General features: G+C 63.9%; 15 protein-coding genes. 11 read left to right on the top strand and 4 right to left on the bottom strand.

Going from position 1 to position 17516, the window contains the following annotated elements:
• The first annotated feature begins 22 nt into the window (after positions 1–22).
• The 3 genes from QYE47_RS24515 to QYE47_RS24505 are packed head-to-tail and all read left to right on the top strand — an operon-like array spanning position 23 to position 2005.
• Entirely contained in the window at positions 23–1333 is a 1311-nt protein-coding gene (locus QYE47_RS24515; RefSeq protein ID WP_014591851.1) for a DUF1329 domain-containing protein, read from the top strand.
• Positions 1333–1719 carry a DUF202 domain-containing protein gene (locus QYE47_RS24510; protein ID WP_014591850.1) on the top strand — a complete coding sequence of 129 codons (387 nt, stop codon included), beginning with the start codon at positions 1333–1335 and terminating at the stop codon, positions 1717–1719. Before QYE47_RS24515 ends, QYE47_RS24510 begins: the two co-directional genes overlap by 1 nt.
• Positions 1712–2005, top strand: a complete 294-nt coding sequence (locus QYE47_RS24505; protein ID WP_014591849.1) for a DUF202 domain-containing protein — start codon at positions 1712–1714, stop codon at positions 2003–2005. Before QYE47_RS24510 ends, QYE47_RS24505 begins: the two co-directional genes overlap by 8 nt.
• Before the next feature lie 28 nt (positions 2006–2033).
• Here the strand turns inward: QYE47_RS24505 and QYE47_RS24500 are convergent, their stop codons facing one another.
• Positions 2034–3995 carry an alkyl sulfatase dimerization domain-containing protein gene (locus QYE47_RS24500; protein WP_070384170.1) on the bottom strand — a complete coding sequence of 654 codons (1962 nt, stop codon included), beginning with the start codon at positions 3993–3995 and terminating at the stop codon, positions 2034–2036.
• A gap of 101 nt (positions 3996–4096) precedes the next feature.
• Entirely contained in the window at positions 4097–5020 is a 924-nt protein-coding gene (locus QYE47_RS24495) for a LysR family transcriptional regulator (protein WP_014591847.1), read from the bottom strand.
• Between the two features lie 84 nt (positions 5021–5104).
• Between QYE47_RS24495 and QYE47_RS24490 the strand changes: the two genes are divergently transcribed.
• From QYE47_RS24490 to QYE47_RS24470, 5 genes are read left to right on the top strand one after another with little or no spacing between them, the layout of a single operon-like run.
• Positions 5105–6343, top strand: coding sequence for a 3-hydroxyacyl-CoA dehydrogenase (locus QYE47_RS24490; RefSeq protein ID WP_014591846.1), 1239 nt, complete (start codon positions 5105–5107; stop codon positions 6341–6343).
• Positions 6340–8115 (top strand): acyl-CoA dehydrogenase C-terminal domain-containing protein, encoded by a 1776-nt coding sequence (locus tag QYE47_RS24485; protein ID WP_014591845.1) that lies wholly within the window; start codon positions 6340–6342, stop codon positions 8113–8115. The genes QYE47_RS24490 and QYE47_RS24485 overlap by 4 nt, the downstream gene beginning before the upstream one ends.
• Before the next feature lie 33 nt (positions 8116–8148).
• Positions 8149–9312 (top strand): iron-containing alcohol dehydrogenase, encoded by a 1164-nt coding sequence (locus QYE47_RS24480; protein WP_070384169.1) that lies wholly within the window; start codon positions 8149–8151, stop codon positions 9310–9312.
• A complete protein-coding gene (locus QYE47_RS24475; RefSeq protein ID WP_070384168.1) occupies positions 9312–9764 on the top strand; it encodes a thioesterase family protein in 453 nt (150 codons plus the stop codon). Before QYE47_RS24480 ends, QYE47_RS24475 begins: the two co-directional genes overlap by 1 nt.
• Entirely contained in the window at positions 9761–10945 is a 1185-nt protein-coding gene (locus QYE47_RS24470; protein ID WP_070384167.1) for an acetyl-CoA C-acyltransferase, read from the top strand. The genes QYE47_RS24475 and QYE47_RS24470 overlap by 4 nt, the downstream gene beginning before the upstream one ends.
• A gap of 79 nt (positions 10946–11024) precedes the next feature.
• Here QYE47_RS24470 and mtlD read toward each other — a convergent pair whose 3' ends face one another.
• On the bottom strand, positions 11025–13148 hold the full coding sequence (gene mtlD / locus QYE47_RS24465) for a bifunctional mannitol-1-phosphate dehydrogenase/phosphatase (RefSeq protein ID WP_014591841.1): 2124 nt from the start codon (positions 13146–13148) through the stop codon (positions 11025–11027).
• A 396-nt stretch (positions 13149–13544) separates the two neighbouring features.
• On the opposite strand from mtlD, the gene QYE47_RS24460 reads away from it, so the two are divergent.
• Positions 13545–13841 carry a DUF3144 domain-containing protein gene (locus QYE47_RS24460; RefSeq protein ID WP_003247266.1) on the top strand — a complete coding sequence of 99 codons (297 nt, stop codon included), beginning with the start codon at positions 13545–13547 and terminating at the stop codon, positions 13839–13841.
• Positions 13842–13860: 19 nt separating this feature from the next.
• Here the strand turns inward: QYE47_RS24460 and QYE47_RS24455 are convergent, their stop codons facing one another.
• On the bottom strand, positions 13861–14754 hold the full coding sequence (locus QYE47_RS24455; RefSeq protein WP_003247268.1) for a LysR family transcriptional regulator: 894 nt from the start codon (positions 14752–14754) through the stop codon (positions 13861–13863).
• Positions 14755–14900: 146 nt separating this feature from the next.
• Between QYE47_RS24455 and QYE47_RS24450 the strand changes: the two genes are divergently transcribed.
• Positions 14901–15980, top strand: a complete 1080-nt coding sequence (locus QYE47_RS24450) for a 4-oxalomesaconate tautomerase (RefSeq protein WP_019437995.1) — start codon at positions 14901–14903, stop codon at positions 15978–15980.
• 71 nt (positions 15981–16051) lie between these two features.
• A complete protein-coding gene (locus QYE47_RS24445; RefSeq protein ID WP_026031899.1) occupies positions 16052–17359 on the top strand; it encodes a dicarboxylate/amino acid:cation symporter in 1308 nt (435 codons plus the stop codon).
• Positions 17360–17516 lie beyond the last annotated feature (157 nt).

The raw sequence follows: 17516 nt of genomic DNA, 5'->3' as shown, positions 1-17516 counted from the left end.
GGGCATGACAATGAAAATGCGCATGGTGATGATCGGCCTGTTCTGGGCGAGTGGCACGCTGGCAGCAGCCGGCCTGCCCGACAACCTGACCCCGGTGGGAGCCGAGCGTGCTGCCAGCCCCGACGGGCGCATCCCGGCCTGGCAAGGTGGGTTGAGTACAGCCCAGCAACGCCTGGGCGACAACGGCACGCCGCTGGACCCGTTTGCCGATGAACAGCCTCTGTACCGGATCACGGCCGCCAACTACCGGCAGTACCGAGGTCAGCTTACCGACGGCCAGGTGGCCTTGCTCAAACGCTTCCCAGCCAGCCTGAGCTTGCCGGTGTATTCCACCCACCGCAGTGTTGCGGTACCCGACGCGGTCGCGGCATCTGCCGCCCGCAACGCCGAGCAGGCGCAGCTGGATGACCAGGGCAACGGTGTGCGAGGTTTTACTGGCGTCATCGCCTTTCCGCGGCCAACCAACGGCCTGGAGGTGATCTGGAACCACCTGACCCGGCATCGCAACGAGAGCTACAGCCTGAGCTCCGACAGCGTCACGCCGCTGAAGAATGGCCGCTTCGTGCTGATGAGCGCGCGTCAGGAAGTGGCCCGGCCTGAAGGCTTGGCCAGCCTGGGGGCGGGCAATGTACTTTATTACTTCACCTACCGCATGACGGCGCCCTCGCGGCTTGCCGGCGATGCGATGGTGGTGCATGAGACACTGGACCAGGTCGCCGAGCCGCGCTTGTCCTGGGTGTACAGTGCCAGCCAGCGGCGGGTGCGGCGGGCGCCGAACATCGCCTATGACACCACCGGCCCAGGCACCGCCGGCCTGCGGACCGCCGACAGCCGCGACATGTTCAATGGCGCGCCAGACCGGTACGACTGGAAGCTGCTGGGCAAGCAGACGCTGCACGTGCCCTACAACAGCTACCGCTTGGCATCGCCCGAGCTGCGCTATGCGGACCTGATCAAGCCAGGCCACATCGACCCGGCACCGACCCGCTACGAACTGCACCGGGTATGGGTCGTGGAGGCGACATTGAAGCCCGGGGCGCAGCATATCTACGCCAAGCGCCGTTTCTACCTGGATGAAGACACCTGGGCCATTCTCGAAACAGACAGCTACGACGCGCGTGGCGAGCTGTGGCGCACCTCACAGGCCCATGGTTTCTTTCACCCCGGCGGCCAGGTGGCGGTCAACGCCATGGAGGTTACCTACGACCTCAAGAGCGGCCGCTACCATGCATCGGGCTTGATCAATGAGCAGCGTCGGCCCTTTGCTTTCAATGTGCGCACCAGCCTTTCGTACTTCTCGCCCGGCGCACTGCGTAGCTTTGGTGTGCGTTGATGGGCGTGCCTGAACCATGGAATGACTGGTCGCGGCGGCTATTGGGTCAGGGTGAAGCGCCTGATCCGCGCTTCACGCTGGCCAACGAACGTACCTTCCTGGCCTGGGTCCGGACCGCGCTGGCGTTGCTGGGTGGCGCAATCGCCATTGAAACCTTCGCCGGCCACGTCCTCGAGAACCCGCTGCGGCTGTGGCTGGTCGCTGGCCTGATGCTGCTGAGCGCATTGCTGAGCGCTGGCGCCTGCCTGCGCTGGCTGCGGGTCGAGCGGGCATTGCGTCAGCGACGCCCGTTGCCGTTGCCGGCACTGGTGCCCTTGTTGGCGCTGGGCTGCCTGGTCGCCGTACTGCTGGCAGGTCTCGTCCTGTGGCCACGCTGGCATGGCTGATCCGGGCCTGCAGGCAGAACGCACCGAGTTGGCCTGGCGGCGCACTGTGCTGGCGCTGGTGGCGGTGGCGGGGTTGGCCTGTCGTCAGGGCGATGTGTACGTGCTGGCATTGGCGGGCATGGCCGCGCTGGCGCTGCTGGCCCGCCAGGGGCGGCGTTACGAACGGGGCTTGGCGATGTTGCAGGCCGAATGCGGCCAGCCTGCGCCGTGGGGAGTGCTGGCACTGGGTAGCGTGGTGTGGCTGATGGCACTGGCAGGCTTGTGCCGGTTGGCGAAGGGCGGCTAAGCAGAGTGCCGGCGCCGCCCGCCGCCGCTCAGGGCGTGACGATATTGAAGCGCGAATCAGCCTCTTCCAGCCCTCCCATGAATTGCAGGAACTTCACCCGCTCGCCTTTGATGTCGATTGCCCCTGCTGTGGCTTCCTTGAGAAAGCCTGTCTGCTTCAAGGCAATGCTGTCCAGCGTCTGTTTGCGCATGATGACCTCTACATCGGCCTTGGCGTGGCGCGCCAGGTCGCGGTGGGTGAGGACGCCGTTGCGCAGGGTGAGGGCGTAATCTTCGCCCAGGTCGGAAAAACGCCAGTTTACGGTCAGGTCGCTGTCGGCAGCCTTGTAGGCATTCACCCGCACGCCCAGGTAGTCGAAAAACAGGCTGGGCGTCAGGGCCCGTACCATGTCATCGGCGTTGCCACCGCTACCCGCACCGGCGGCAACGCCTGAGCGCAATTCCTGCGCGCCACTGAGGTAGGCATTGCGCCAGGTGGCGTTCTCACTCTGGTAACCCAGTTGCTCCAGCGCGTCGGCCTGCAGTGCGCGGGCCTCTGTGTTGTCTGGCTCGGCGAATACCAGGTGGTTGACCAACTGCGCCACCCAGCGATAGTCGCCCTCGGCGAAGGCCTGGCGGGCCTGGGTCAGCACCTGATCGGCCCCCCCCATGGCCGCCACGTAACGCTTGCCGGCCGCTTGCGGTGGCAATGGGTCGAGGTTGGCCGGGTTGCCGTCGTAGAACCCCATGTAGCGTTGATAGACGGCCCTGACGTTATGGCTGAGCGAACCGTAGTAGTCGCGGCTGTACCATTTGCTTGCCAGGCGCGGCGGCAGGCTGGCCAGGGTCTGGGCAATTTCCATGGGTGTCTGGCCCTGATTGATCAGGCGCAGGGTCTGGCTGTCGATGAAGGCATACATATCGCGCTGGTCAGCCAGGTAGTCGCGGATGGCCGCACCGCCCCAAGTGGGCCAGTGATGCTGGGCGAACACCACCTCGGCCTGGTTGCCGTAGCGCACCAGCGACTGGTCCAGGTAATGAGCCCAGACTTTCGGATCGCGCACCAGTGCCCCGCGCAGCGTCAGTACGTTGTGTTGCACGTGGGTGGCGTTCTCGGCCATGCACAGTGCCCGGAGCGCCGGGAAATAGATGTTCATTTCTGCCGGCGCCTCGGTGCCCGGAGTCAGCTGGAATTCCACCTCCACGCCGCTCAGGGTCATGCGTTGCAGCGGTTGGCTGATTTCGAGCGTGGGCGCGATGAGGCTGACGGTGGCATTGGCCGGCACGCCCTTGCCCAGTCCGGCATCCACCTGGCCTCGCGGCCCACGGGGCAGGGGGGCGCCGTACATGTACTGGGCGCGGCGTTTCATGGCCGGTCCGGCCAGCACGTTTTCACCGATGGCATGTTCGAAGAACCCCTCGGGTGCAATGACCTGGACTTTGCCAGCCTTGACGTCCGCCTCGTTGATCACCCCGCGCACGCCGCCGAAATGGTCGACGTGCGGGTGGGTGTAGATCACCGTGGTCACCGGCTTGCGCGGACGGTGCTTGAAGTAAAGTTCGAGGCCCGCCTTGGCGGTCTCCACGGCAAGCAGCGGGTCGATCACAATCAGCCCGTCCTGCCCCTCGACGATGGTCATGTTGGCCAGGTCCAGGCCGCGAAGCTGGTAGATGCCCTCGGTGACCTTGAACAGCCCGGCGATGTTGTTCAACTGAGCGATACGCCACAAGCTCGGGTTTACCGTGGCAGGGGACTGCGCCGGTTCCAGAAAAGCATACTGGGCCAGGTTCCACACGGTTTTGCCATCGGCTGTCGCGACTGGCCCGTCGAACCGCTCGACCAGCCCACGCCGGGCTGTTTCGTAATCGACGCGATCCTCGAACGGTAACCGTTGCAGCCACTGCTGGTTGCTGGCCTGGGTGGCCGGGGTGGCATCCTTGGCCGCTGTTGCGGCCAGGCTCGGAAGTGGGGCCAGCAGGGCAAGCGCCAGCATCGACAGTGAAAAGCGCATGGGATGTCCTTGTTGTTATTGGGGCAGAACACTCTAGGGGAGGGGCTTGCGCACCAGCCAATACCAGAGCGGCATGGCCGCTATCGCGTTTCCTGATGGCTTCAGGCGGGGGGGAGCGTGAGGATCTGTTCGACCAGCCAGGCCAGGGCGGGGTCGTGCTGACGGTGGCTCAGGTGCACCAGTTCCAGCTCGAAAGGCTCCAGGGCAAAAGGCAGTTCGTGCACCGCCAAAGGCAGCAGATGCGCAAACTGTTGGGCCAGTTGCCGCGGCAGCACCACACACATGTCGGTGGCTGCGGCCAGATGGGCGGCCTGCAGGTAGTTGGGCGTGGTATAGGCGATTTGCCGGGTCAGGCCTTGCTCGGCCAGCCACTGGTCGACCATGCCCCGGGTCTGGCCGCCGTGCACCCAGATGTGCCGCAAACCCAGGAACGCGTCGAGGTCCAGTGCCTGGCCCGGCACCAGGTGCGGGTGCTGCTGGCGCAGCGCGATCTGCAGGGTTTCACGGCGCCAGGGGTGGCGGGTGAAGCGCGCCGGCACCTCGTCGAAACGGCCCAGTACCAGGTCGAGGTCGCCCCGGTCCAGCGCCTCGGCCGGCAGGTTGGGGGCCAGGTGCACCACGTCGATGCGCACGTTGGGTGCCAGTAGCTCCAGCCGCGCCAGGAGTGGCGGCATGCACAGCTGTTCGACGAAATCGGTGAGGGCGATGCGCAACTGGCGGTGGCTGTGCTGAGGCTCGAAGCCATCGCCGGTGCCCAGCGTCTGCTCGATCTGCTGTAACGCCGCACGTATCGGCCCCTCCAGTGCCAAGGCCCGTGGCGTCGGGCGCATGCGCCGGCCCACGCGGACCAGCAGCGGGTCGCCCAGCTGGTCACGCAGGCGCGCCAGGGCATTGCTCACGGTCGGCTGGGTGAGGGCCAGACGCTCGGCTGCCCGCGATACGTTCTGTTCACGCAGCAACATGTCGAAGACGCGCAGCAGGTTCAGGTCGAAGTTCGAAATATTCATGCTGAAAATATATGGCATACGAAATGGAAATTTCAAAAATACCTTCGGCCTGCTTAGGGTGATCACAGTCCTCATACCTACAAGAAAGCAGGAGCGTTGCGCGTGAATACTCCCTTCCCGATCAATCAGGTGGCTGTGATAGGTGCAGGCACCATGGGCCGCGGCATCGTCATCAGCCTGGCCAACGCCGGGCTGTCGGTGCTGTGGCTGGACTGCAACGCGGCAGCGCTCGAAGCCGGGCTGGGCATGGTCAGCCAAGCCTGGGCCCAGCAGGTGGACAAGCAGCGCATCACCCCGGCCCAGGCCGAAGCCTGCCTGGCGCGTGTGCAGGCAGTGGACGGCTATCCGGCGTTGGCGGAGGCCGACCTGGTGATTGAAGCGGTGTATGAAAACCTGGCGCTCAAGCAGGAAATCTTCCGTGCACTGGATGCACACCTCAAGCCCCGTGCGATCCTGGCCAGCAACACCTCGGCGCTGGACATCGACGCGATTGCCGCCGTCACCCAGCGGCCGTCCCAGGTCCTGGGGCTGCATTTTTTCAGCCCTGCGCATGTCATGAAGCTGCTCGAAATCGTGCGGGGGACGCACACCGGTCCGAAGGTGCTCGACGTCGCCAAAGCGCTGGGCGAGCGCATGGGCAAGGTGGCGATAGTGGCAGGCAACTGCCCAGGGTTCATTGGCAATCGCATGTTGCGCAGCTATGTGGGCGAAGCGCGCAAGTTACTGCTTGAAGGTGCTTTGCCTCATCAGGTGGATGCGGTGCTGCAGCAGTTCGGCTTCGCCATGGGGCCGTTCCGCATGTACGACGTGGTGGGCATCGACCTGGAGTGGCGCGCCCGGCAGTTGGCCGGGCAAGGCATGCACGACCCGCTGGTGCAGGTCGATAACGCGCTGTGCGAGCTCGGTCGTCTCGGGCAGAAGACCGGGCAAGGCTACTACCGCTATGCGCCCGGCAGCCGACAGGCCGAGCATGACCCGCAGGTCGACGCCCTGGTGCTGCAGGTGTCCCAGAACCTTGGCTACCGACGCCGGGGCATCAGTGCCGAGGAAATCCTTGAGCGCTGCCTGCTGGCACTGGTCAACGAAGGGGCGAAGGTTCTCCAGGAAGGTATCGCCGCCAGCAGCGGCGACATCGACCAAGTCTGGCTCCACGGCTATGGCTTTCCGGCTGCCACTGGCGGGCCCATGCGCTGGGCTGACGAGCAGGGGGCGCCGTTTATCCTGGCCCGGCTGGAATACCTGCAGGGCGTGCTTGGCGAGCATTGGCGCCCGGCAGGGCTGCTCTACTCACTCGTGGCCGGTGGCAAGCGTTTCGAACCGCGTGGGGAGGTTCAGGCATGAACTACCAGGCGCCCCTTCGCGACATGCGTTTCGTGCTGCATGAACTGTTCGACCTGAGCGGACATTGCCAGCAACTAGGTATCGAACTGGACCGCGACACCCTCGACGGCATCCTTGAAGAGGCCGCACGTTTCACTGGCCAAATCATCGCACCACTCAATCGCAACAGTGACGAACAGGGCTGCCAGTGGGTGGGCGGCGAGGTCACCACCCCGGACGGCATGCGGGACGCCTATCGGCAATACGTCGAACATGGCTGGGCCAGTATGACCGGGCCGCAGGCCTATGGTGGCCAGGGTCTGCCGCAGATGGCATCGGCCAGCTTCCATGAAATGCTGATGGCGGCGTCGTTGTCGTTCCGCATCTACTCCGGCCTGACCGAGGGCGCGGTCCTGGCGTTGCATCGCCATGGCAGCGAGGCACTCAAGCAGGCTTACTTGAGCCGGATGGTCAGTGGCGAGTGGGCCGGCACCATGTGCCTGACCGAGCCGCAGGCCGGCACCGACCTGGCGTTGCTGCGTACCCGCGCCCAGCCGGAAGCGGACGGCAGCTACCGCATTACCGGCAGCAAGATATTCATCAGTGGTGGCGAGCAGGACCTGACCGACAACATCGTTCATCTGGTACTCGCGCGCCTGCCTGATGCGCCGGCCGGTGTGAGAGGCATCAGCCTGTTCCTGGTGCCCAAGCTGCTGCCCGGTGGGGAGCGCAATGCGCTGGGCTGCGGGGCGCTGGAGCACAAGATGGGCATCAAGGGGGCCTCGACCTGCGTGATGAACTTCGACGGTGCCCAGGGCTGGCTGGTGGGGGAGGTCAACCAGGGGCTGGCCTGCATGTTCACCATGATGAACGATGCCCGCTTCCAGGTCGGCCTGCAGGGGCTTGGTATTGCCGAGGCCGCTTTTCAGGGAGGGCTGGCCTATGCCCGGGAGCGTCTGCAGTCGCGCTCGCTTGCCGGGCCGGTGGCAGCGGAAAAGCCTGCCGATCCGATTATCGTCCATCCAGACGTGCGGCGCATGCTGCTGACCCAGAAGACCCTTACCGAGGGCTGTCGCATGCTGGGCATCTACACCGCTCGGCAACTGGACCTGGAGCATGCTGCGAAAAGTGCACCGGCGCGCCAGGCGGCAGCTCGGCGGGCGGCGTTGCTGATCCCTATCGTCAAGGCGTTCTTCACCGACGTCGGTCAGGAAGTCGCCAGTCTTGGGGTGCAGTTGTACGGCGGTCACGGCTACATCCGCGAGTGGGGCATGGAGCAGTTGATGCGCGATAGCCGCATCACCCAGCTTTATGAAGGCACCAACGGTATACAGGCCCTCGACCTGATACGCCGCAAGGTACTGGGGGACGGCGGGGCCGAGCTCAATATGCTGATCGACGAAATGGCGCTGCACGTCGGGGCTGCCAGTGCGCTCGACGGCCTGCAGGCCATGGCGACGGCCGTGGGGCAACGTTTGGAGGAATGGCGCGTCTTGGCCGCCCATGTGGTCGAGGCCTGTCAACGCGACCCCCAGGAGTCAGGGGCAGTGTCGGTTGATTTTCTTGCCTACTCGGCCTACGTGCTGTTGGCGGCGATGTGGTTGCAAGCGGCTGTGCGCGCTCAAGCAACGCTTGCCGCCGGCAGCGCGGAAACAGCCTTCTACAGGGCCAAGCTTGACGCCGCAACGTTCTACTGGCGGCGGCTCCTGCCCCGCGCCACTGCTCACCGCGAGGCCCTGCTGGGTGGCGCGGATTGCCTGATGGCGTTACCGGCGAGCGATTTCGCGTTCTAGCGCACGGCAAACCATACGAACAAGGAGAGTGCGATGCAGCCTTTCAGCTTTGCCACCACTGCGCAGATCCTCTGCGAACCCGGCGCGGTGCAGCGCCTTGCAGGTCTGTGCCGTGAGCGCGGTGCCAAGCGTGTTTTGATTGTCAGTGACCCGGGTATCGCCCGCCTTGGCATGCTTGATGACCTGCTGCCGGGGTTCACGGCAGCCAAGGTCGGTGTGGCGATCTTCAGTGAGGTTACGGCCGACCCTAGCGAGGCATGCGTGCTGGCTGCCGCCCAGCGCGCCCGGCATATCGGCGCCGACCTGGTGGTGGGGTTCGGCGGCGGCAGCTCGATGGATGTGGCCAAGCTGGTTGCGCTGCTGGCCCACCGCGATTGTTCGCAGCCCATCGCCGAGCTTTACGGCATCGACAGGGCCAAGGGCCGCCGGCTGCCGTTGATCCAGGTGCCCACCACGGCAGGTACCGGTTCGGAGGTGACGCCGATCGCCATCGTCACCACCGGCGCCACCACCAAAATGGGCATTGTTTCGCCGCTGCTGTTGCCAGACCTGGCAGTGCTCGACGCCGTCTGTACCCTCGGCCTGCCATCGGCGGTGACTGCTGCTACCGGTATCGACGCCATGGTGCATGCCATCGAAGCCTATACCAGCCGCCTCAAACGTAACCCGCTGTCCAGCCTGCTGGCCCGTGAGGCGCTGCGGCTGCTGGCGGATAACCTTGACCAGGCTGTGCACAACGGCGGCAACCTGCAGGCCCGCCAGGCCATGCTGCTGGGGGCTTGCCTGGCCGGCCAGGCCTTTGCCAATGCACCGGTGGCGGCGGTGCATGCCTTGGCCTATCCGCTGGGTGGACATTTTCATATTCCCCATGGCCTGGCCAACGCGCTGGTGTTGCCGCACGTGCTGCGCTTCAACCTGCCGGTGGCGGCAGTGGACTACGCCGAACTGGCCGTGCCGCTGCTGGGGGCCCGTTTGCAGCCCGGCGATCAACGCCAGCAGGCAGAACAATTCGTGGCCGAGCTGGCCGCGCTAGGTAGCCGCTGCGGGTTACCGGACCGCCTGCGCGACGCCGATGTACCGCGTCATCGGCTTGGCCAGCTGGCCGAAGACGCGATGCAACAGCAGCGCCTTTTGGTCAATAACCCGCGTGAAGTCACCCAGGCCGATGCGCTGGCCATCTATGAGGCAGCCTACTGATGAGCTACCTCCGGCAACGTGAACACTATCGGCACTTCACGCCTATAACCACCCGGTGGCACGACAATGATGTCTATGGCCACGTGAACAACGTGGTCTATTACAGCTTTTTCGACAGCGCCGTGAACCGCCTGCTGGTGCGGGAGGGCGGGTTGGATATCGACCAGGGGAGGGTGATCGCGCTGGTGGTCAGCTCCGCCTGCGACTACCAGGCGCCGGTGGCCTTTCCGCATGACATCGAAGTGGGCCTTGTGGTGAGCCGGTTGGGTAACACCTCGGTGCACTATCAGTTGGCCGTGTTCCTTGCCGGTCAGCCATTGGCCTGCGCCACCGGCCGCTTCGTCCATGTATTCGTCGACCGCGAAGGGCGGCGCCCGGTGCCGGTACCTGACTGCCTGCGGCGCGTGTTGAGCGAACTGCAGCCCCTATCCCCTGAGGAACAGCCATCATGAAAGACGCCGTGATCGTCGCCACTGCTCGCACACCTATCGGCAAAGCCATGCGTGGCGCCTTCAACGACCTGAAAACCCCCAGCATGACGGCTGTCGCTATACGCGCCGCTGTAGAGCGGGCCGGTATCGAACCGGCGCAGGTCGATGACCTGGTGCTGGGGACTGCCATGCAGAGCGGCACTGCCGCGATCAACCCGGGTCGGCTGTCGGCGCTGGCCGCCGGCCTGCCCCAATCGGTCAGCGGTCAAACCGTCGACCGCCAGTGTGCTTCAGGCCTGATGGCCATTGCCACGGCGGCGAAGCAGATCATGGTTGATGGCATGCAGGTGACCATTGGCGCAGGTCAGGAGCAGATCAGCCTGGTGCAGCAGGTGCACAACCAGCTGGCCAGTGAGGCTTACGACCCCGCGGTGTTACGCATGAGCGAGCACGCCTACATGCCGATGCTGCAAACGGCCGAACGGGTGGCCCGGCGTTATGGCATAAGCCGCGAAGCACAGGATGTCTACGCCCTGCAGTCTCAGCAGCGCACGGCGGCGGCGCAGGCAGCAGGGCTGTTCGCCGCTGAAATCGTGCCGGTCATCGCACGCAAGAAGGTGGTGGACAAGCTGACAGGTGTTGTCAGCCATGAAGAGGTGCGCCTGACCCAGGACGAAGGGAACCGGCCGGCAACGACCCTGGCCGATCTGCAGGGGCTCAAGCCCGTGGTCGAAGGCGGTTGTGTCACGGCCGGCAATGCCAGTCAGTTGTCCGATGGCGCCAGTGCCTGCGTGCTGATGGAGGGCGCGCTGGCGGCGCGCTCGGGCATCGCAGCCCTGGGGCTTTACCGCGGTATCGCCGTGGCTGGCCTTGCACCCGAGGAAATGGGCATCGGCCCGGTATTGGCTGTGCCCAAGCTACTGCGCCAGCAGGGCCTGACGGTAGACGATATCGGGCTATGGGAGCTGAACGAGGCGTTTGCCTGCCAGGTGCTGTATTGCGCCCAGCAGTTGCAGATCGACCCGGCGAAACTGAACGTCAATGGCGGCGCCATTGCTATCGGCCACCCCTATGGCATGAGCGGCGCGCGGATGGTCGGGCATGCGCTGCTGGAGGGCAAGCGGCGTCAGGTGAAGTACGTGGTCGTGACGATGTGCGTGGGCGGCGGCATGGGCGCGGCAGGCTTGTTCGAAGTGCTTTAGGCCGATACCCGGGGCCAGCCCATGGCGCTGACCGGGACGCAGGCGCAACCCGCGCCCACTGTGTCCCGGCCAGGGCTGGTTATGAGCCTACAGCAACCGCGTGGCGCGAAGCCGGCTGCGGCAATTGGCGGAAGCCTTCACGGATGGCAGCGATCAGTTCCGCGTCCTTGACGGGGCACAACCCGGGGAAAGGTTTGTCGGCATGGGTGAGCACGGCTTCGACGCTTGCCTGGTTATCGCGGTAAACCTGCCTGATTGCCTGGCTTTCCATGTCCTTGCTGTCGCTGCAGTTCAGGGCGTGGTGAATGGCGAGGCCCGCCCCAAACGCCAGGGCTGGGGTTGCAATACCGTGCTTGCGGGCAAGGTCGATGCTGCTGAGGATGCGTTCGTTGCGTTGCAGCTTGCGCAAGGGGTCGCGGCCTACCCGGGCGCAAGGGTCTTTGAACGAGGTTTTGCAGCGCTCGAGGAATGCCTCGGCAAAGCGGCTGACCACCTCGGCCATCTGTGGGTATTCGGCCACCAGTGCGGGCGCGACCTCCTGGCGAATCAGGCGCTCGGCCAACTCACTCACCCGCGCATCACCCATGCCCTGGCCGACCCAGGCATGGCCCAGCAGGCTGGCGTACCAGGCCACGATGGCGTGCGGGCCGTTCCACAGACGGTTCTTGATGATCTGGATCTGGGCGATGTCTGGCACTGTCTTCACCTGGCGCAGGCGTTCGAGCAGGTCGCTGCCGCGTTCGGCGTAAAGCGGCATGTCAGCTTCGCTGTTGAACAGCACCAGATGCAGCTGGCTCATGGCGCTGCTGGGCTGTGCAAAGGGCCTGAAGTGGCCGATCAGGCGTTCGTACTCCGGTAGCGGCGCTGAAGGTTTGCGGGTGCTTGCAGGCTCGTCTTCCAGGCTGTTCTGGAACATCTGCGACTTGATGCGCAGTTGCCGCACCAGCGCGTCATTGCCCAGTTTGGACACGATGCGGCTGACCACCGTTTCGGCAAAATGGGTCTTTTGCATAACCTGCTCGCTGATCGCAGGCGGGCACAGTAACGCCAGCTCGGCTTGCACATGACGCCGTACGAACGCCGCACCGCCAACCTTGTTCAACACGATCAGCAGGGTCAGCTCGCGGCCTCGGCGCTCGAAGCGTTGCAGCAGGCCTTGGGCGATCACCCTGGCCTGGCTTCTGATGGCCTGCTCGGGCAGGCTCAGGCCGATGATTTCGGCAGTGGTGTACATGCCGATGACCGCGTCGTCATCGTCCATGTCGATCATGCGCACGTTGTCGATGGTCTGGTCGAACGACGTGGCGCCGTAGCGCACGCTGTAGCGGCCGAAAGCGCTGACGCTTTCGCGCAGCATGCGCGAGCGGGTTGCGGCAATGATTTCACGCGGTCGGGTGTAGCCGTCCCAATGGGAAAATACCTGTGTCAGGTAACCGCCGCCGATGGCGCCGAAACCATGAATGCCCACGCTGAACTGGTTCATCGAGGCCGGGAACGGCTCACTCAAGGCAGGCATGCCCAGGTCGGGTACGCACTCGCTCAGGTCGGCGAGAAACTCATGCATGCTGCGGTAGGCTTTGAGCGCACCCGCCTTGATTTCCGGCGCAGGCGGCTTGATGTCCTCGATCAGGATCGCCTGCCCTTCGGCGCGCATCGCCGACAGCATGCCGTTTTCCGAGTCCTCGACCATGAAGCACTGGCCTGGCTCGCAATTGAGCGCGCGGGCGGCTTTCAGGAAAATCTCGGGGTGGGGTTTGCCTTGGCTGACTTCATCGCCACAAACGGTGATGTCGAAGTACTTCAGCACGTTGGCGTTGATCAGGTATTCCTCGGCGATGGCACGGCGGCTGGAGGTGGCCACCGCCATGGTCAGGCCTGATTTGCGCAAGCGCTCCAGCACCTCCAGCAGGCCGGCCTTGATTGGTACGCCGTGATTGCGCACGTACTCCAGCTCAAGTTCATCGGCGCGTTGGCGGATTTGTGCGTACGGGAAGTCTTCGCCGTTATGCGCCTTGGCGAGGGCTTCGGCCTTTTTTGCGCTCAGGCCCAGCGAGCCAATCAGGGTCTGCTCGCTCAGCGCTTTGCCGAAGATTTCCAGAGACGCTTGCTTGAGTGTCTTGAAGCGCAGGCGCTCGGTGTCGAAGAGAGTGCCATCCATATCGAAGATGGCGCTGAAAATGTGTTTACCGTGAAAGAAAAGCATTGGCTGTTGCCCCTTGTCGTTGCGTCAGGCACCCCGCCTGCAACAGGCGAGAACGGTGTGAGAGCTGCAGTAGAGGCAGTCAGGTCGGGGGCACACGTTCGACAGGGGGACGGTCAGGGGTGACACAGAGGTAAGGCGGGGCGGAGCGGGGCGTGCAGAGGAGGTTGGCAACCGTTGAGGCGAGGCGGGTGGCGCGTTTGGCCTTGAGGTCACGCCCACTGGCTGCAGTCGGTTTCGCAGGCAGTGGGCGCAAATAGCGATGGATACGTGTGATTCCAAGCATGAGGTGCTTTGCTTCCTTTTCGTCATGGGTGATCCTTTTTCAGCCTTGCACGTATGCGCCGCGACATGCAAGGCTTGGCCTCCCGCTCGCATTGCGCAACAAGGTGAACCCCAATGACCCAAGCTACCGACCAGGCCTTTTACGATCGTGCCGATGCGCACATCGAACTGGCGAACCAGCAGATCGAAAAGTTCGAAGACCTGGGCAAGGTAAGCGCCTCGCTGACCTTCGGTGCCGCGCGCTTCAGCGCCTGGATGAGCGCCCGCAGCTTCAAGAGCGGCGCGGAGCTGGGTGCGGCACGGGAAGAGATTCTGAAGTACTTCTGTGATCAGTACCGGATGATGCTCGAGGACAACCTCGATGAGCATATCGAGCATTTTGACCAGTACATGCTGGGCAAGAACGACTAAGCCAGGCGCGCCGTTTCCCTCAGCGATTTGGCCATTTCTGCAGCAGGATCGAAACGAATTTCTCCGCAGCCGGCGACAACGATGCGCCGCGCCGGTACACCAGCCCTAGCGTGCGGGTGACTTGCGGCTCGATCAACGGCACGCTCACCAGCGTGGGGTGGTCGGCATTGGGCATGGCCAGGCTGGGCATGGCCGACACACCCAGCCCGGCCTCGACCATGCCCAGTGACGTGGACAGGTGTTGCACTTCGTAGAACCATTTGGGCCGCAGGTTGAGCCCGGACAACGCATGGTCCAGCAGCATGCGGTTGCCACTCAGGCGGCCGACGCCGATCAGGCGGTAATCAGCCAGCTCTGTCCAGGTAACGGAGGCGCGGTTCGCCAGTGGGTGGTCACGCCGGCAGGCCAGTACAAAGTGCTCCTGCACCAGCGAGACAAACTCGATGTCCGGGTGCTGGCCGCTCATCATGTTGATGCCGAAGTCGGCCTCGCCACGCAGCACGGCCTCGAGCCCGTCGTTGGCGCTAAGGTCCAGCAGGCGAATGCGGATTTTCGGGTATTGCTCGTTGTAATCGCGGATCACCGACGGCAGGAAGTAGAACGCCGCGGTAGGAATGCAGGCGAGGGTAACCTGACCGGTCTGGCGCTCGGCCAGTTCGCGGATGCTGAGGATCGAGTCTTCAAAATCATCCAGCAAGCGCCTGGCCTTGGGCAGGAAGTCGCGGCCCACGCTGGTCAGGCTGACCCGGCGGGTGGTGCGTTCCAGTAGCGAGGTGCCCAGGCCTTCCTCCAGTTTCTTGATCCGCCGGCTCAGGGCCGGCTGGGACAGGTGAAGCGCTTCGGCGGCCTCATGAAAACTGCCAAGTTCGGCGATTTTCACGAAAGATCTGATGTCTTGCAGCTCATATTCCATAAGAAACCTTCGACTGGCCTGGCGCTATATTGATGTTTGAATCGCAATAATAGCTACGATATTTGCATTGGATTGATTTATCCATCCCTGTCACTCTTTTGCTCACAGCATCAATGATGTCCATTGATCAACAAGAGTGCGAAATCATGCAACGAATTCCTTGCGTACTCATGCGCGGCGGTACCTCCAAAGGGCCGTTTTTCCACGCCTGGGACCTGCCTGCCAATGTGGTCGAGCGCGACGAATTGCTGATCAACCTGATGGGGTCTGGCCATGAGCTGGAAATCGACGGCATCGGTGGCGGCAGCCCGCAGACCAGCAAGGTGGCGATCATTAGCCCGTCATTGCATGCCGACGCTGACGTCGACTACCTGTTCGTGCAGGTGATGGTCGCACAGCGCCGGGTCGATACGGCCCCAAACTGCGGCAACATGCTGTGTGCGGTGGGGCCGTTCGCCATCGAACAGGGGTTGGTAAAGGGCCAGGAAGGCAAGACCTTGGTGCGCATTCGCAACCTCAACACCGGCACCTTCGTCAATTCGCTGGTCGAAACGCCCGGCGGTATCGTGCGCTACGAAGGCCGCACGGCGATTGATGGGGTACCGGGCACTGCCGCCCCGGTGCACCTGACCTTCCTCGACGCGGTCGGCAGCAAGACCGGCAAGCTGTTCCCCACGGGCAAGGCCCAGGACGTGATTGATGGCGTGCCGGTGACCTGCATCGACATGGCCATGCCGATGATGGTGGTGGAGGCCAGCCAGTTGGGGGTCAGCGGCTCGGAAACCCCGGCTCAGCTGGACGCCGACAGCGCGCTGCTCGAACGCCTGGAAGCGTTGCGGCTGAAGGCCGGAAAGGCCATGGGCCTGGGCGATGTCAGTGGCATGGTCATCCCCAAGCCAGTGCTGGTGTCCAAGCCGCGCTACGACGGCACGCTGCAGGTTCGCTATTTCATGCCGCACAACTGCCATCGTGCCTTGGCGATCACTGGAGCCGTGGGGCTGGCGACTGCCTGCGTCAGCCCTGGCACCGTGATTGCCGACCTGTTGGGCGAAGGCGCGCAGCAACTGGCCGAGGTCCGTTTGGAGCACCCAAGTGGCGGAATCGATGTTGCGCTGACGCGTAGCGCTGCCGACGGCCAGACGATCCAGGCTTCGGTGGTGCGAACCGCCCGGCGGCTCTTCTCAGGGTTCGTCTACGCCCCTACATTCCGCAGGTTGGCCGGGTAGTTCCAGGCACCGATCCAGACCTGCACATTCGTAACAAGCGCATCCGCACAATTTCAACAATGGGTGATGCCATGAGACTCGCCAAATCGCTGTATTTCCAGATTCTCTGCGCCGTTCTGCTGGGCGTGGTGGTCGGACACTTCTGGGCGCAACAGGCCGTGGCCCTCAAGCCGCTGGGTGATGCGTTCATCAAGCTGATCAAGATGATGATCGCGCCGGTGGTGTTCTGCACCATCGTCACAGGCATCGCCGGCATGACCGACAAGCGTTCCCTGGGCCGCTTGATGAGCAAGACCTTGCTGCTGTTCCTGGGGCTGACGGTGGTGAGCCTGGTGATCGGACTGGCGGCGGTCTATCTGTTCAAGCCAGGTGCCGGCATGAACATCGATCCTGCCACCCTGAGCACGGCGGGCCTGAGCCAGTACACCGCGTCGGCTGCCAAGCTGAGCGTGGTGGACTTCTTCATGCACATCATCCCGGACACCTTCATCGGTGCCTTCAACAAGGGTGAGGTCTTGCCGGTCCTGTTCATCGCCGTACTCAGCGGTTTCGCCCTCTCGTCGATGGGCGAAAAGGGCAAGCCGGTACTGGACGTGCTGGAGTCAGCCTCGACCATGGTGTTCCGCATCTTCGGCTACCTGATGCGCTTTGCCCCGGTCGGCGCTTTCGGCGCACTGGCATTCACCGTGGGCCAGTACGGCATTACGTCCCTTGGCGCGCTGGCCAAGCTGGTGGGGACGTTGTACATCGCCTGCGCCTTCTTCGTGCTGGTGGTGCTCGGTGGCATCTGCCGCGCCCATGGCTTCAGCCTGTGGAAGTTGCTGCGCTATTTCCGCGAAGAGTTCCTGGTGGTGCTCGGCACGTCCTCCACCGAGCCGGTGCTGCCGCGCATGCTCGAGAAACTCGAGAAGCTTGGGTGCAAGAAAGGCGTGGTTGGCCTGGTGCTGCCCACTGGCTACTCGTTCAACCTGGACGGTACTGCCATCTATCTGTCGTTGGCAGCAGTGTTCATCGCGCAGGCCTGCAACATCGACCTGAGCCTGGGCCAGGTGGTCACCATGCTGGCGATCATGCTGCTGTCCTCCAAGGGCGCGGCAGGTGTTACCGGCAGCGGTTTCGTGGCCTTGGCCTCGACCCTTACCGTGATCCACGACATTCCCTTGGCCGGCCTGGCCCTGTTGATCGGGGTCGACCGCTTCATGTCGGAAGCCCGTGCGCTGACGAGTCTTGCCAGCAACGCAGTGGCGACGGTGGTGGTTTCGTTGTCCGAAAACGCCTGTGACCGCCAGACGCTGCACAGCCGGCTGAATGGCGAGCCGGTGGTCAGCCCCGTCGCTGAAACAGCCGACTGGGTCGCCGAACCACACCGCCACGGCTGAGCCTCGACACCCTCAAACTTTTTGCAGGCCCCCACCAGGCGTTGCCGGGTGGGGGGCAGGGGGCCGTCTGCGCTGCAGGTGGCCACATAGACAATAAAAACAAGAGAACAAACCATGCTCGCACTTCTGGGCCTGATCATGGTGGTGACCTTCACCT

The sequence above is a fragment of the Pseudomonas sp. 2,4-D genome (genome assembly GCF_030418155.1).
Classification (GTDB): Bacteria; Pseudomonadota; Gammaproteobacteria; order Pseudomonadales; family Pseudomonadaceae; genus Aquipseudomonas; species Aquipseudomonas alloputida.
Note: the sequence above shows the minus strand (reverse complement) of the source record. Positions and strands in the feature narration are given on the sequence as shown.